Raw genomic sequence first — 14,674 nt, forward strand, 5'->3', positions numbered from 1 at the left:
TTAGATGACGTTATCATTGAATACATGGACGACTATAAAACAGTTGGTTATCTTTATGACGGATATGTCGGTAACGTAGATTCTGTAAAATCTTACTATGATGTCAGCATGCAAATGCTAAACGGTGAATACTTTACCCAACTATTCCAAGGTGATCAACCGATCATTACAAAAGCACATAATGGTTCGCCAACTTATTATGGTAGCCATGCAGACGTTATTAATGCACAAATCGGTACAGGTTGCCAAATTTATGGTGAAGTGGAACATTCTCATATCTTCCGTAACGTGGAAGTGGAGCCAAATGCTAAAGTAGAAGATTCTATCATTTTCCAAGGTGCGAAGATTGGTAAGGGTGCAAGCGTAAAATATGCTATTTTAGACAAAAAAGTTGAGGTAGCACCAGGTGCAGTGATCACTGGAACACCGGAGGAACCTGTTGTGATTCCAAAAGGGACCTATGTCGCTGCATCAGACGAGACATTCCAACACCCAGCTTATAAGTTTAAAAAGGTCAAAGGATTTTAAGTAGTAGATAAAGAGACGAGAGAAGGGTGATCATATGAAAGTTTTATTTGTCGCCGCTGAGGGTGCGCCGTTCTTCAAAACGGGTGGACTTGGTGATGTTGCCTACGCCTTGCCAAAGGAATTGCGCAAACAAGGTGTTGACATCAGAGTAGTATTGCCGTATTACACGCAAATGCCTGAAAGATTCAAGGAGCAACTGATTGAAATCACCCATTTTAGAGTTGAATTAGGTTATAAATCAGCCTATGTAGGGGTAAAGACGCTAACACTTGGTGGCGTTCAGTATTACTTTATTGATAATTTAGCGTATTTTGACCGAGACCAATTGTACGGCCAAAATGACGATGGAGAACGGTTTGGATTTTTTGATATCGCAGTGATTGAAATGATGGAAAAAGTGGATTTTATACCAGACATCATTCATGTAAATGACTGGCAAACAGCCATGATTCCTGCCTTATTAGTGGATCGATACCATTGGGTAGATAGCTACCGAAATATCCGCAAAGTACTAACTATCCATAACATTCGTTTCCAAGGTTGGCAAAATGAATCTGTCTTAAAAGATATTTTTAACACCACCTATGCCTTATACCATGAAAATGGGGTTAAAAAGGAAGGCCAAGTAAACTATCTTAAGGGCGGTATTAATTTCTCTGACAAGGTAACAACAGTTAGTCCGAATTATGCACGCGAAATTCAAACACCTGAATTTGGTGAAAAACTAGACGGTGAATTACGTTATAATCCTTGGAAGTTATCAGGCATTATTAATGGGATAGATTATGAACAAAATAATCCGGATACGGATCCTAATTTAATTGAAAATTATGATGCATCAACAGTTCAGACGGGTAAAGCAGCCAATAAACGTGCCTTACAGGAACGAGTTGGCCTAAGTGTAGACCCGGATGTTGCTTTACTTGGGGTTGTTACCAGATTGACTGATCAAAAGGGAATGCAGTTGTTACAAGAAAAAGCTGAATATCTACTCACAAATTGCAATATTCAAATTGTTGTTTTGGGTACCGGTGATGAAGCGTTTGAGAACTCATTCCGTTATTTCGAATGGAAGTATCCTGGGGAATTCTGCGCCTATATAGATTTTGATGTCGAATTAGCCCAACAAATTTATGCAGGTTCTGATATGTTCTTGATGCCTAGTGCATTTGAACCGTGTGGCTTATCACAAATGATTGCCATGCGTTACGGTACTTTACCAATTGTCCACGAAACTGGTGGCTTATCAGATACCGTTCAACCATACAATCAATATACTGGTGAAGGTAACGGCTTCTCATTTAACATCTTTACTGGGGATGTTTTCGCTCATATTATCCAATATGCCTTGGATATTTACGAAAACCAACCGGATGTATGGTTCCAATTGATTCACCAAGCCATGGCGACAGACTTTAGCTGGACTGAACCGGCTAAGGAGTATATCCGTTTATATGAAGACTTGTTATAATTTCGCAAAATGATTTAAGCTTGCTAGCCAATTATTTTGGCAAATTGAATATTTTTCATTACATAGGATGATTACTGAGGTTGAGACACATAGGTTTCAACCTCTTTTCCTATTGTATAGAGCCTCATTTTTATGATAAGATAGCTCATAATACATTAAAATTGGATTGGAATGAAATGAAAAGATGAAAGTAGTAAAATTTGGAGGTTCATCAGTTGCATCAGCTGAACAACTGGTGAAAGTGAAAGATATTGTAATTGGTGACGCTGACCGTAAAGTGGTGATTGTTTCCGCACCTGGTAAACGGGATAAGGATGACATCAAGGTGACCGATTTGTTAATTGACTTGGCTGCTGAAATCTTGCACGATAGTGAAAATGCATCAGCTACTTTTAATAAAATTGTAGACCGCTTTAGAGATACAGCTGAAGGGTTAGAAATGAATCTAGCCATTATCGATGACATTTCCAACCAATTAAATGAATTAATTAGTTCGGATATCACAGACCAACCAGCTTATTTTGTGGATGCGATTAAAGCCTTTGGTGAAGATGCAAATGCGCAATTAATTGCCGCTTATTTTTCTGGATTAGGTTATGAGGCCTCATACTTAAATCCTCAAGATGCAGGCTTGTTCTTATCAGATAATCCTGGTCAAGCGCGGGTCTTACCAGAGTCTTACCAAAATTTATACAAATTACGGGAACGAGATGGTATCATTGTCATCCCTGGTTTCTTTGGTTACACAAAAGATGGGAAATTAGTGACATTTTCTCGTGGGGGTTCTGATATTACCGGTGCGATTGTCGCAAACGGTGTCAAAGCGTCAATGTATGAAAACTTTACCGATGTTTCGTCTATTTATGCCGCAAATCCTGGAGTAGTTCATAATCCTGTGGCAATTGAGCAGCTGACATATTCAGAAATGCGTGAATTATCTTACGCTGGATTCTCCGTTTTCCATGATGAAGCTTTGCAACCAGCATTCATCGCTGATATTCCAGTAGCAGTTAAAAATACTAACGAACCTAAAGCACCTGGAACATTAATTACTAGAACGCGTCCTAAGAATAATTTAGCGATTTCAGGGATTGCTTCAACGAGTGGATTTGCCTCTGTTTACATTAAAAAATATATGATGAATAGAGAGGTTGGCTTCGTTCGTCGCGTCTTATCTGTCCTTGAAAAATATAACGTTTCATTCGAACATATCGTATCTGGTATCGATGATATCGACGTTATTTTTAAAGAAGATGCCTTATCGAAAAAAGAATTCGAAGAAATGGTTGCTGAAATCAAAGCTGAAACAGCAGCGGATTCTATTGAAAAACGTGATAACCTAAGCTTGGTAATGTTAGTAGGGGAAGGTATGATCGAAAATATCGGGAATACTGCTCGCGCTACTAAGGCCTTGTCTGAGGCGGGTATCAACTTGGAAATGATTAACCAAGGTTCATCAGAGATTTCTATTATGTTTGGCATTATTGAAGAAAGAGAAGATGACGCTGTTCGCGCCATCTACAATGAATTCTTCAATTAAAATTCAAATCGTACGAAAAAAGGAGTGGCTCAGCCACTCCTTTTCATTTGGATAAAAATCCGAATATTATGAATTAAATAGTAAGAAGTACAAGATAACCACAATACCAAGGACAATACGGTACCAACCGAATACCTTGAAGTCATTGGTTTTAATGTATTTCAAGAATAGTTTAATAGTTAAGACTGAAACGACAAATGCCACAACCATACCAACTAGTAATAGCCAGCTTTCTGTACCTGTGAATACGAAACCGTTTAAGAAAGCTTTGACTAATTTTAATGCTGAAGCACCAAACATAATTGGAATACTCATAAAGAATGAGAAGTTGGCTGCTAATGGTCTAGACGTACCAACGATTGTTGCTCCCAAGATGGTTGAACCTGAACGAGATGTACCAGGAACTAGTGACAATACTTGGAACAAACCAATTTTGAAGGCGTCCATATATGTCATTTCTGCCATAGAGTTGATTTTTACTTGTTTGTTTTTGTTGCGGTTTTCAATCCAGATGAACCAAATACCATAGACAATTAACGTAACTGAAACAACAAACCAATTCATTAAGTTTGCTTCCATCCATGAGTCCAATAGTAGACCGGCAATAGCAGCTGGAAGACACCCGACGGCTACTTTAAACCAAGTAATCCAAGTCTCCTCTTTCTCAGATTTGGATTTGCTTGGTGCGAATGGATTTAATTGGTTGAAGTTAATCCATACAACGGCTAAAATTGCGCCTAGCTGGATAACAACCAAGAAGATATCCCAAAATTCTCGACGTACATTTAATGCAATGAATTCTTCAAGAAGAATCATGTGTCCAGTTGATGAAATTGGTAACCATTCGGTAATCCCCTCAACGATACCAAATAAAATGACCTTTAATGTATCTAACATTTATCAATTTCCCTTCATTCAAAATAAAATAATTTCTCATTTCAGTATAAATGAAAACAAGAAAGAAAACAAAAAATCATTATAACTTTATAAAGTCTTTATATTTGAAATATGTGAAATTGCTTAAGGGATAGGTTGTCATTATTTTTACGAATGTGATATGATTAAAGTAGACAATAAAATGAATACTTAAGGAGCGAGCGATATGTTTGATTTTTTAAAAAAAAATAAGAAGAAGGAAACTACCAAACAACCGAGTAGTTCTCAAGTAGCGGAAACTTTATTTGCTCCTGCAACGGGCGAATTTAAATCTATCGATCAAGTAGATGATCCTGTATTTTCACAAAAAATGATGGGTGACGGTTATGCTGTAGAACCTGAAACAGGTGATGTTTATACACCAGTTGCGGGTACTGTAATGAGTATTTTTCCGACTAAACATGCTATCTATATCAAAACAGATGATGACGTAGAAGTTTTAGTTCATATGGGTATTGATACTGTTGAATTAGATGGTGCACCATTTAATGTCACGGTTGCTGAGGGAGACCAAGTGGGTCCTGGTACGCAAATCGCCACAGTTGATTTAGACGAATTAGCATCTGTAGGTAAAGGAAAATCAATCGTTGTCGTGTTCACGAATTTAGAAGACTTTTCTAACTTACAATTAACTGCATCTGGTCAAGTTACACATAGTGCAGAAGTAGGTTCAGTTACAGCAAGCAGCTAATTTAAACACGATATATATATATTCAAATCAAGGTCGGGGCAAATATGTCTCGGCTTTTTTTGTTGTCTAAAAAAATAGTGAAAGTATTGTAATAGTACTGTTTTCACAAGAGTCTCCCTGGTTATCGAAATATAACGTTCGCTTTTGAAACGATTACAACTATATGATAAAATTTTTAAGTGAGAAAAAAGAATAAAAATACGAACTATTTTTATAAAAAAACTTTACTTTTTCTGATTTATAACGTAATATAATTATTGTAAGAAACGAACATTAAAAACTTTTAAAAATATAACATTCGTTTATTGGAGGAGAAACATGTCTACAAAATTCAAAAATATCGTTTTATTAGCTGGTTCTGTTTTTGCTTTAGCAGCATGTCAAGGGCAAAATGCTGGAACTGATACATCTAGTGAATCAGATTCTCAAGCAACATCCGAAGCTACTGGTGATTACGCTATTGGTATGATCACTGATGAAGGTGGGGTAGATGACCGTTCATTTAACCAATCAGCTTGGGAAGGTATGCAAGCTTGGTCAGAAGAAACTGGTAATAAAGTACAATATTACGAATCGACAGATTCATCTGATTTCGTACCAAACTTCAATACTGCGATTGCAGATGGATATGACATCATCTTCGGTATGGGCTTCATGTTAGAAGATACTTTTAATGAAGTAGCACCTGCTAATCCAGACCAACAATTTGCCTTTATTGATGGACAAGTAGACCAACCAAACGTTGTATCAATGACTTTTAAAGACCAGGAATCTGCATTCCTAGCAGGTATCGCAGCAGCTACAACGTCTGAAACAGGTAAAGTAGGTTTTGTTGGTGGTATGAAAACACCTGCTATCGACCGTTTCGAAACTGGTTTTAGAGCTGGGGTAGCTCATGTAGACGAATCAATTGAAGTAGATGCACAATATGTTGAATCATTTGGTGATGCTGCAACAGGTCAACAAATTGCCAATGCAATGTATACAAGTGGCGCAGATGTCATCTATACTGCTGCTGGTGGTTCAGGTAATGGTGTTTTCACTGAGGCACGTAACCGTCTTGAAGCAGATAGCGAAGCAAATATCTGGGTAATCGGTGTTGACCGTGACCAAACTGAAGAAGGTGAATGGTCAGGTGGTAACTTTACCTTAACTTCTACAATCAAAGATACTGGTTCTGCTATCGTTGCCATTACTGAGCAAACAATGGATACTGAATTCCCAGGTGGTGAGTTGGTAGAATACGGTTTAGCAGATCAAACAGTTGATATCACAAGAGGTAACCTTGATGATGAAACTTGGGCAACAATTGAAGAAGCGAAACAATCAATCATTGATGGTGAAATTGACGTTCCAGAATTCTCTGATTCAGCAGAGTAAGCGGGTATAGAAAAGTAAATTGCGTCAGTCAAATTGGCTGACGCTTTTAATTTGGATAGGCGTCTAAGTTAGAAAAGAGGAAGATAGACATGCAAAATGAAAATGTCATTGAAATGCGTGATATTACAAAAATATTTGGTACATACAAAGCCAACGATAATATCAATTTCAGTCTAAAAAAAGGTGAAGTTCATGCCTTACTAGGGGAAAACGGGGCCGGAAAATCGACCTTGATGAATATTTTGTCCGGTTTACTAGCACCAACATCTGGCGAGATTTTGGTGAACGGTCAAGCGGCAGTCATCAGTTCACCTGACCATGCCAATAAATTAGGTATCGGTATGGTTCACCAACATTTCATGTTGATTGATAAATTTACAGTAGCCGAAAATATTATGCTTGGTAAAGAATCTACAAAATTTGGTTACCTTGACGAGAAAGCAGCTTATAGAAAAATCAAAGAGTTATCTAGCCAATACCATTTGGCCGTTGATCCAGATGCTTACGTACAGGATATTTCTGTTGGTCAACAACAAAGAGTTGAAATCATTAAGGCGCTCTACCGTGGGGCTGATATTTTAATTTTTGATGAACCAACTGCTGTATTGACCCCTCAAGAAATTGAAGAATTGATGCACATTATGAAAGCTATGACGCTTGAAGGCAAATCCATTATTTTGATTACCCATAAATTAGATGAAATCACCTCAGTTGCTGATCGTTGTACAGTAATTCGTCGCGGTCAAAGTATTGATACGGTTGATGTCGTAAACACCAACAAGCAAGAGTTGGCGGACATGATGGTTGGACGTCATGTGAATTTCAAAGTTGAGAAAAAGCCAGCTGAGACAGGCGAAATTATTTTGCAGGTCAATGATTTAGTGGTCAATGAATCTAGGGGCTTACAGGCAGTGAAATCTGTAGATTTTGAGGTGCGGGCAGGTGAAGTTTTAGGCATTGCTGGAATCGATGGTAACGGACAAACTGAATTAATCCAAGCGATTTCAGGTTTAAGAAAAGTGGTGTCAGGAAAAGTGACTTTAGCTGGTAAAGATGTGACCAACAAGCGTCCACGTAAGATTACAGAAGCTGGATTAGGACATATCCCTGAAGACCGGCAAAAACATGGTTTATTCCTTGAGTTATCGATTGCAGAGAATATGGCTATGCAGTCTTATTACCAAAAACCTTTCTCAAAAAATGGGCTCTTAAACCATAACTTCATCAATGATCATGCCAAAATTTTAATCGATGAATTTGACGTGAGAACTGAAAGTGAAGCAACGCTAGCAGGTGCCTTATCTGGTGGTAACCAACAGAAGGTAATTATAGCGCGTGAAATAGACCGAAATCCAGACTTATTAATCGCAGCTCAACCGACTCGTGGGTTAGATGTAGGGGCGATTGAGTTTGTGCACGACAGGTTAGTACAACATAGAGACGCAGGGAAGAGTGTATTGTTAATGAGTTTTGAACTAGACGAAATTATGGGTGTTGCTGACCGCATTGCAGTGATGCATGACGGTAAAATAAATGCCATCGTCGATGCTGACGATACGAATGAAACTGAATTGGGTCTATTAATGGCGGGTGTAAGCTTAGAAGAAGCACGCGTGCAAAGCGTCTTACATCCAGTCGGTCAAGATACAATAGCGGAAGGGGGTGAATCAGTTGAAAGCATTTAAGACAAATACGCTGGTTGAAAAATTGGCTATTCCAGTGATTTCTATTTTAAGCGGCTTTATTCTAGGCGCCTTAATCATGTTATTTTTCGGCTACAATCCAATTGCTGCCTACGATGCCATGATCATGACCGTTCTATCTAGCCCATACTTCATTGGTGAAGTCTTAAGACAAGCAACGGTGTTAACATTAACTGGTTTAGCCTTTAATGTCGCTTACCAATCAGGTTTCTTTAATATTGGTTTATCAGGTCAATTATTAGCCGGGTGGTTATCATCAGTAGCTTTCGCCCTGGCCTTTCCAGATTTACCGCAAATGATTATGGTACCTGCAATCCTCCTTATTGGGACCTTATCTGGTGCCTTATACGCCTCAATTGCTGGTGTTTTGCGCGCATACTTAGGGACAAATGAAGTTGTTGTGACGATTATGTTGAACTATATCATCTTGTATACGACCAATTACCTTATTCGTGAGGTGCTAGGGTCAGGGAATATGACTGATAAAGTTGGCGAGAATGCTTCCTTAGCTTTAGGTTTTATCTCAACATTAACAGGTGGGTCTCGTTTAAATATGGGGATTTTTATTGCTATCATCATGGTTATTCTATACGGATTTGTGATGAAACATACAACTATGGGCTTTGAATTAAAGGCCGTTGGATTAAATAAAAATGCAGCGGAATATGCAGGTATTCACGTGGAGAAAAATATCGTCTTAGCCATCTTCTTATCTGGTGGTTTGGCTGGTTTAGCGGGCGTCATCCATGGTATCGGGACTTTTGGTAACTTGTATACACTGACATCTCTACCATCTGAAGGGTTTAACGGAATTGCCGTTGGCTTGCTTGGAATGGGGACGCCAGTCGGGACTTTTCTAGCTTCTATCTTATTCGGTATCTTGAATATTGGGGCTTCATTTATGCCAAACCGTGCCGGTGTACCGGATGAATTGGCGAGTGTTATTACAGCTGCTATCATCTTCTTTATCGGTTCATCTTATATCATTTCATATGCAATAGATAAATTCGGTAAAAGTAAAAAATCGACAGTGGAGGGGGAACAATAATGGACTTTTCTACTATTTTACAATTAATTGTGTCTTCAACATTAATGTACGCAGCACCCCTTATGTTTACCGCAATCGGTGGTGCCTTCTCTGAACGGTCAGGTGTCGTGAACATTGGTTTGGAAGGGATTATGGTAATGGGCGCCTTTGCTTCAGCCGTTTTCAATATCGCCATGTCAGGCACTTTCGGGGCCATGACACCTTGGGTTGGTCTTTTAGTGGGTGGACTAGTCGGCTTGATCTATTCAGGAATTCATGCTGTATCGTCTATAAACTTCCGCGCTAATCAAACCATTTCCGGTACAGTATTGAATTTAGCGGCTCCTGGGTTATCTGTTTTCTTAGTGAGAGCAATTTATGGGGCAGCGCAAACAGGTCCATTAGCGAAACCTTTTGTGACCTATAATATTTTAGGTTTGAATAACATCCCAGTTATTGGACCAATTTTCTTCCAAAATACTTCCGGTCCAGCTTATCTAGGTATCCTATTCGCTGTAATCGCTTGGTTTGTCTTATTCAAAACCCGTTTTGGTTTACGCCTACGTTCAGTCGGCGAGCACCCAGAAGCGGCTGAAACACTTGGTATTAACGTAAACGCAATGAAATACGCCGGCGTTTTGATTTCTGGACTCCTTGGCGGTATTGGTGGGGCAGTTCAAGCACAGGCCGTACAGAATGAATTTTCTGTAATTACAGTAGCAGGCCAAGGATTTATGGCCATGGCGGCAATGGTTTTTGGAAAATGGCATCCAGTCGGTGCACTACTTGCTGCAATATTCTTTGGTTTCGCGCAAAGCCTGTCGGTAACAGCAAACTACATCCCGATTATTCAAGATGTACCATCAGTTTACTTAGATATTGCTCCTTACATTTTGACGATCATCGTATTAGTTGTATTCATTGGTAAAGCCCAAGCGCCAAAAGCCTTAGGGAAAACCTTTGTTCAATCGAAATAGAAAAAATTATCAAGCATCTATTCAAATTTTAGAATAAACAAAAAGGATTTGGCCGCTGCCAAATCCTTTTTGTTTATTCCGGTCGTTCTAATACATAAGGTTTTGTGATATCTGTATACAAGTTGCCGGCTAATCTGGCAACAGGGTCTAAGGCTTCGTACAAGACGTAGCCTTTTTCCTCGTCATATACCGATTCATCTAAATGATAGTCGGTAATTTCAAGGATGAACATATCAGTGATGATACGGTCCTCGCGGTCACGGATTGGGATATACTGGTATACTTTTACTTCAAGACGAATTAAAGCATCGGCCACACCTGGTGGGCTCACAGTCTTAGAATTAACCGTTTGAATGTCTGCTAGGGTCAATTCACTGACGTCTGCTGAAACTTTGGCAGCGGTAGCGTTCATTTTATCAATGAAAGACTTGCTGACAATATTCACTACACCTTCAGGATGGTCTAATAAATTGCGGGCGGTATCTTTAATTGAAAAATCTTCTTTTCGAAGAATAGCCATTGAAATCAAGGGCAACTTTTGCCCGGCACCACTAGTAAATGAAAAGGGCGCCAAATTGATGACACCCGTTTCCGTGTTTTCACTTGTAATCCAACCAATTGGTCGAGGTACAATGGCACCAGATAGCAATTTATATTGTAGCTTTTCGTCCATCTGACTGGCTGCTAAATGATACATGAGTGGTTAAACTCCTTTAAACTGGTGTTACACAAACAATTTCGTTAATGCTGGTATTATCAACGTAGTTTAATAAACCACTTGCTTGGTCACGTGTAAATAATGAAATTTGTGGTTGGAATTGGTGACCAACGATGATAAATGATTCATCTGCATTGAAGTTGAAGTCACGCGGAAAATTACCTTCAGTTGAAATATTTTGAATTTCAGTTAAACTTTGACCATCTGCTGAAACTTCAAAAACAGTAATTGAGTTGTGACCACGGTTTGAAACGTATAAGAACTTGTTGTCACTTGATAAACGAATCGCTGCTGATGAGTTGAATTCAGTCCAATCGCTTGGAATCGTGTCATAACGGTTACCAGCAACTAAAGAACCATCTTCTTGAATGTTTAACACTTCAACTGTGTAGTCCAATTCCCCTAAAAGGTAAACGATTGGTTCTGAATGGTGGAAGGCAAGGTGACGTGGGCCAGTACCAGGCGCTGCTTTGTAGACACTCACTTCAGCTAACTTGTTATCGTCAGTAAGTGTATAAGTGTGAACTTCATCAGTTCCTAAATCACAAGAAAGAATGTATTTGTGGTCATTTGTTGGATGGATAAAGTGGGCATGGGCAAAGTCTTGGTTTTCATGCGGGCCAACTGGTGAAGTATGTTGAATGACATCCGTTACAGTCAATGTACCATCTTCGTTGACTGTAATCACTGCTAACTCACCTTTTTTGTAGTTAGCATTATAAAGAACATTTGCTTTTTCATCATATGTTAAGTAACAACCATTTTCGTTAAATACTTTCACACGGTCTTTAAAGGCAAATTGACCATCATTATTTTCGTAGTGGGCAACACCAGGCTCATCACCGTCGCTTAAAGTAAATAGGTGTTTGCCGTCTTTAGATAAAGTAATGTAAGTAGGGTTGTTTTCTTCAATAATCAATTCACTTGCTTCAAAAGCTTTCTTATCAGCATTTAGCGTTAAGGTATGAATACCCTTATTGTCTTCACGTGTATAACCAGATACATAAATCGTTTCCATAATAAAAATCCCTTCTTTCTTAAGATAATCTCATTATACAAGAAAACGCTCTTATTAACATCAAAAATGGTTACACTTTGATTGTTTAGGCACATATATATAGGAAGAAATATTTGCTATAATAGACGTATGCAGTATAGGAGGGGACGTCATGAACGATAAAATCAATCCAGAAGAAACACCAGCATCGAAAGACCAGACAGCTTTTTCAAAATCCTGGTTTTTCAAGTATATTTTAAATAATCGATATACTGGCGCCTTGATAATCGGTATTTTAATTGTCATTTTCGTGAGCTTATTTACCCGAGTATCATACCTTTTAGACCCCGCCGTTTCCTTTATCCAATATGTTTCACTACCTATTGTCGTAGCAGCCATTTTCTACTATTTGACAGTACCTTTAGTGAATCAAATCGAAAAAGGGGGCCTCAACCGAACTTGGGGGTCAGCAATCGTTTTACTACTGATTGCGGTGGTCGTTACAGGCCTTGTCGCTTTGATCCCAACAGTAGCGGATGAAGGGCGTAATTTGATCAATAACTGGGATACTATTTGGACAGACTATCAAAGTCGCTTACAAACCTTGATTCGTGGGGATTGGTACGACCAAGTGAACATGGTGGTCCAATCATCCATGAATAATGTATTAGACCTGTCATCATTTAATTGGGAGAGTATTGCCAATTCAGCAATCACAAGTGTCTCGTCTATCGTAGGGACAGTGACCAGGGTAACAGTAGCTATTTTTACCGCGCCGATTATCTTATTCTACATGTTACGCGACGGCCACAAATTGCCGACATATTTCGCGCAATTTCTGCCTATTAAAATTCGTAAGGCGACCTTACACCTATTAAGTGATATGAACTTACAAATTAGCCAATATATCCGTGGGCAAATTATTGTCGCGATTGGGGTGGCGATTATGTTTGTAGTTGGTTACTCAATTGTTGGACTGCCTTATGGGGTAATTATTGGGGTTGCTGCAGGTTTCCTAAATGTCATCCCTTATATAGGGTCATTCATAGCCATGGTGCCAGCCATTATTGTCGCGATTGTAATGGGTCCAATGATGATTGTAAAAGTCTTGATCGTATTCGCTATTGAGCAGACGATTGAAAGTCGTGTGATTTCACCACAAGTTTTGGGGTCTAATATGGCTATTCACCCGGTCACCATCATGCTTTTATTAATCTCAGCCGGATCAATTTTCGGGGTTGCGGGGGTTGTATTCGTCATTCCAATTTTCGCTGTCATCAAAGTCATGTTTAGCCACTTCTTTGCTTGGTATAAAAGGGTTTCCGGCTTATATTTAGAAGAAGAAGGCATCTTAGAAGACGCCATTTCAGAGGATACACCCGGCAAGTAATTTTTATTTGTGTATTGAGATAAAAGGGCGTATAATGCCCTCTTGAAGCAATATTCGCATTGTTTACATTATAAAACATAAAAGGAGGAATTAGATGTGGCGTTTAATTAAACGAATTCCCTTTTGGGCTATGTTCGGGGCAATTGTCTTTGCCTTAACACAGGCCATTGGGGAATTATTATTGCCAACGCAGACCGCTCGCATTATCGACGAGGGTGTTGCGGCAGGAGACATGCAGGCTATCTATAGGATTGGTGGTCAGATGATCTTGATTACCATCTTAGTCATCATTTCTGCAGGGATTTCAGTATATATTTCTGCCCGTACCAGCCAAAACTTGGGTAGAAAATTGCGTAATGAAATTTATACAAAAGTTTTGCAGTTTTCAAAAGAAAATATGGGGACCTATGGTGAGGCCTCATTGATTACGCGTTCTTCAAACGATATTCAACAGGTTGAAGTGACTGTCATGATGATAATGCGTATGGTATTACTTTCACCAGCCATGCTGCTAGCAGCTGTCGTGATGGCCGTATTAGCTAGTCCAGAATTGAGTTTAGTTTATGCCGTTTCGGGTCCAGTATTAGCCTTGTTAATTTTTATTATTTTACGCATTGTGTCACCATATTTTAAATCCATGCAACGTAAGGTTGATGATTTGAACCTTATTTTCCGGGAAGGATTAACAGGTGTACGTGTTGTAAGAGCCTTTAACAAATCAGATTTTGAAGTAGCACGATTTGCTGAAGCCAATAAAGATTATGCGGATACAGCGATTAAAGCGATGTTCCGGATGTCTTTTTTAATGCCTATCATGACAACAATTCTATCACTAACAAACATTACTTTATCATGGCGCGGTGCCCATTTAGTAGCCGCTCAAAACCTAAGTGTTGGGGTCATCCTTTCATTCGTCAACTATTCATTCATTATCATGTTCTCATTCATGATGTTAGGGATGATTTTCGTGATCTTACCGCGTGCTCAAGTGTCTGCTCAACGGATCAACGAAATTTTGGATACTGAGATCACCATCCATTCACCTGAAAACCCAGTATCTATTGACCGTCAAGCACCAGGTGAAGTCACTTTTGAAGATGTGGCTTTTAGATTTGGTAATGCTGAGCATAACGTAGTGGATGACATCAACTTCCAAGTGAAACCAGGGGAAACCCTAGCCATTATTGGTGGTACTGGTTCTGGGAAAACGACAATCGCCAACTTACTCTTACGTTTTTCAGACGTAACTACGGGTGCTGTTAAAGTCAACGGTACTGATGTGCGCGACTTATCATTGAATAATTTGCGTGATTTGA

At 39.1% G+C, this 14,674-nt stretch carries 12 protein-coding genes and 1 pseudogene; 10 read left to right on the top strand and 3 right to left on the bottom strand.

What is annotated here, in order from left to right; all coding sequences use genetic code 11:
- The 3 genes and pseudogenes from ACRCJ0_RS04720 to ACRCJ0_RS04730 form a co-directional block, all read left to right on the top strand.
- Positions 1-528 (top strand): annotated as a pseudogene (locus ACRCJ0_RS04720) (glucose-1-phosphate adenylyltransferase subunit GlgD); the annotation flags it as partial.
- 34 nt (positions 529-562) lie between these two features.
- Positions 563-1,999: a glycogen synthase GlgA gene (gene glgA, locus ACRCJ0_RS04725; protein WP_431389657.1), complete on the top strand. Its 1,437-nt coding sequence runs from the start codon at positions 563-565 to the stop codon at positions 1,997-1,999.
- 184 nt (positions 2,000-2,183) lie between these two features.
- Positions 2,184-3,539 carry an aspartate kinase gene (locus ACRCJ0_RS04730; RefSeq protein WP_417893007.1) on the top strand — a complete coding sequence of 452 codons (1,356 nt, stop codon included), beginning with the start codon at positions 2,184-2,186 and terminating at the stop codon, positions 3,537-3,539.
- Between the two features lie 66 nt (positions 3,540-3,605).
- Here the strand turns inward: ACRCJ0_RS04730 and ACRCJ0_RS04735 are convergent, their stop codons facing one another.
- On the bottom strand, positions 3,606-4,436 hold the full coding sequence (locus tag ACRCJ0_RS04735) for an undecaprenyl-diphosphate phosphatase (RefSeq protein WP_431388007.1): 831 nt from the start codon (positions 4,434-4,436) through the stop codon (positions 3,606-3,608).
- 205 nt (positions 4,437-4,641) lie between these two features.
- Between ACRCJ0_RS04735 and ACRCJ0_RS04740 the strand changes: the two genes are divergently transcribed.
- The 5 genes from ACRCJ0_RS04740 (at position 4,642) to ACRCJ0_RS04760 (ending at position 10,253) form a co-directional block, all read left to right on the top strand.
- On the top strand, positions 4,642-5,166 hold the full coding sequence (locus ACRCJ0_RS04740) for a PTS sugar transporter subunit IIA (RefSeq protein ID WP_417893009.1): 525 nt from the start codon (positions 4,642-4,644) through the stop codon (positions 5,164-5,166).
- Between the two features lie 318 nt (positions 5,167-5,484).
- Positions 5,485-6,546 carry a BMP family lipoprotein gene (locus ACRCJ0_RS04745; RefSeq protein WP_417893010.1) on the top strand — a complete coding sequence of 354 codons (1,062 nt, stop codon included), beginning with the start codon at positions 5,485-5,487 and terminating at the stop codon, positions 6,544-6,546.
- Positions 6,547-6,635: 89 nt separating this feature from the next.
- On the top strand, positions 6,636-8,231 hold the full coding sequence (locus ACRCJ0_RS04750) for an ABC transporter ATP-binding protein (protein ID WP_417893011.1): 1,596 nt from the start codon (positions 6,636-6,638) through the stop codon (positions 8,229-8,231).
- Positions 8,218-9,297: an ABC transporter permease gene (locus ACRCJ0_RS04755; RefSeq protein WP_048727468.1), complete on the top strand. Its 1,080-nt coding sequence runs from the start codon at positions 8,218-8,220 to the stop codon at positions 9,295-9,297. Before ACRCJ0_RS04750 ends, ACRCJ0_RS04755 begins: the two co-directional genes overlap by 14 nt.
- A complete protein-coding gene (locus ACRCJ0_RS04760) occupies positions 9,297-10,253 on the top strand; it encodes an ABC transporter permease (protein WP_149358470.1) in 957 nt (318 codons plus the stop codon). The genes ACRCJ0_RS04755 and ACRCJ0_RS04760 overlap by 1 nt, the downstream gene beginning before the upstream one ends.
- Before the next feature lie 73 nt (positions 10,254-10,326).
- On the opposite strand, the gene ACRCJ0_RS04765 is transcribed toward ACRCJ0_RS04760, so the two are convergent.
- A complete protein-coding gene (locus ACRCJ0_RS04765; protein WP_419971293.1) occupies positions 10,327-10,950 on the bottom strand; it encodes a flavin reductase family protein in 624 nt (207 codons plus the stop codon).
- Between the two features lie 16 nt (positions 10,951-10,966).
- Entirely contained in the window at positions 10,967-11,989 is a 1,023-nt protein-coding gene (locus tag ACRCJ0_RS04770) for a lactonase family protein (protein WP_431389658.1), read from the bottom strand.
- 151 nt (positions 11,990-12,140) lie between these two features.
- Between ACRCJ0_RS04770 and ACRCJ0_RS04775 the strand changes: the two genes are divergently transcribed.
- Positions 12,141-13,358 (top strand): AI-2E family transporter, encoded by a 1,218-nt coding sequence (locus tag ACRCJ0_RS04775; protein WP_431389659.1) that lies wholly within the window; start codon positions 12,141-12,143, stop codon positions 13,356-13,358.
- 94 nt (positions 13,359-13,452) lie between these two features.
- The coding region (locus ACRCJ0_RS04780) for an ABC transporter ATP-binding protein (protein WP_431389660.1) at positions 13,453-14,674 on the top strand (1,222 nt) is incomplete at its 3' end.

The organism is Aerococcus sp. L_32, assembly GCF_050689315.1.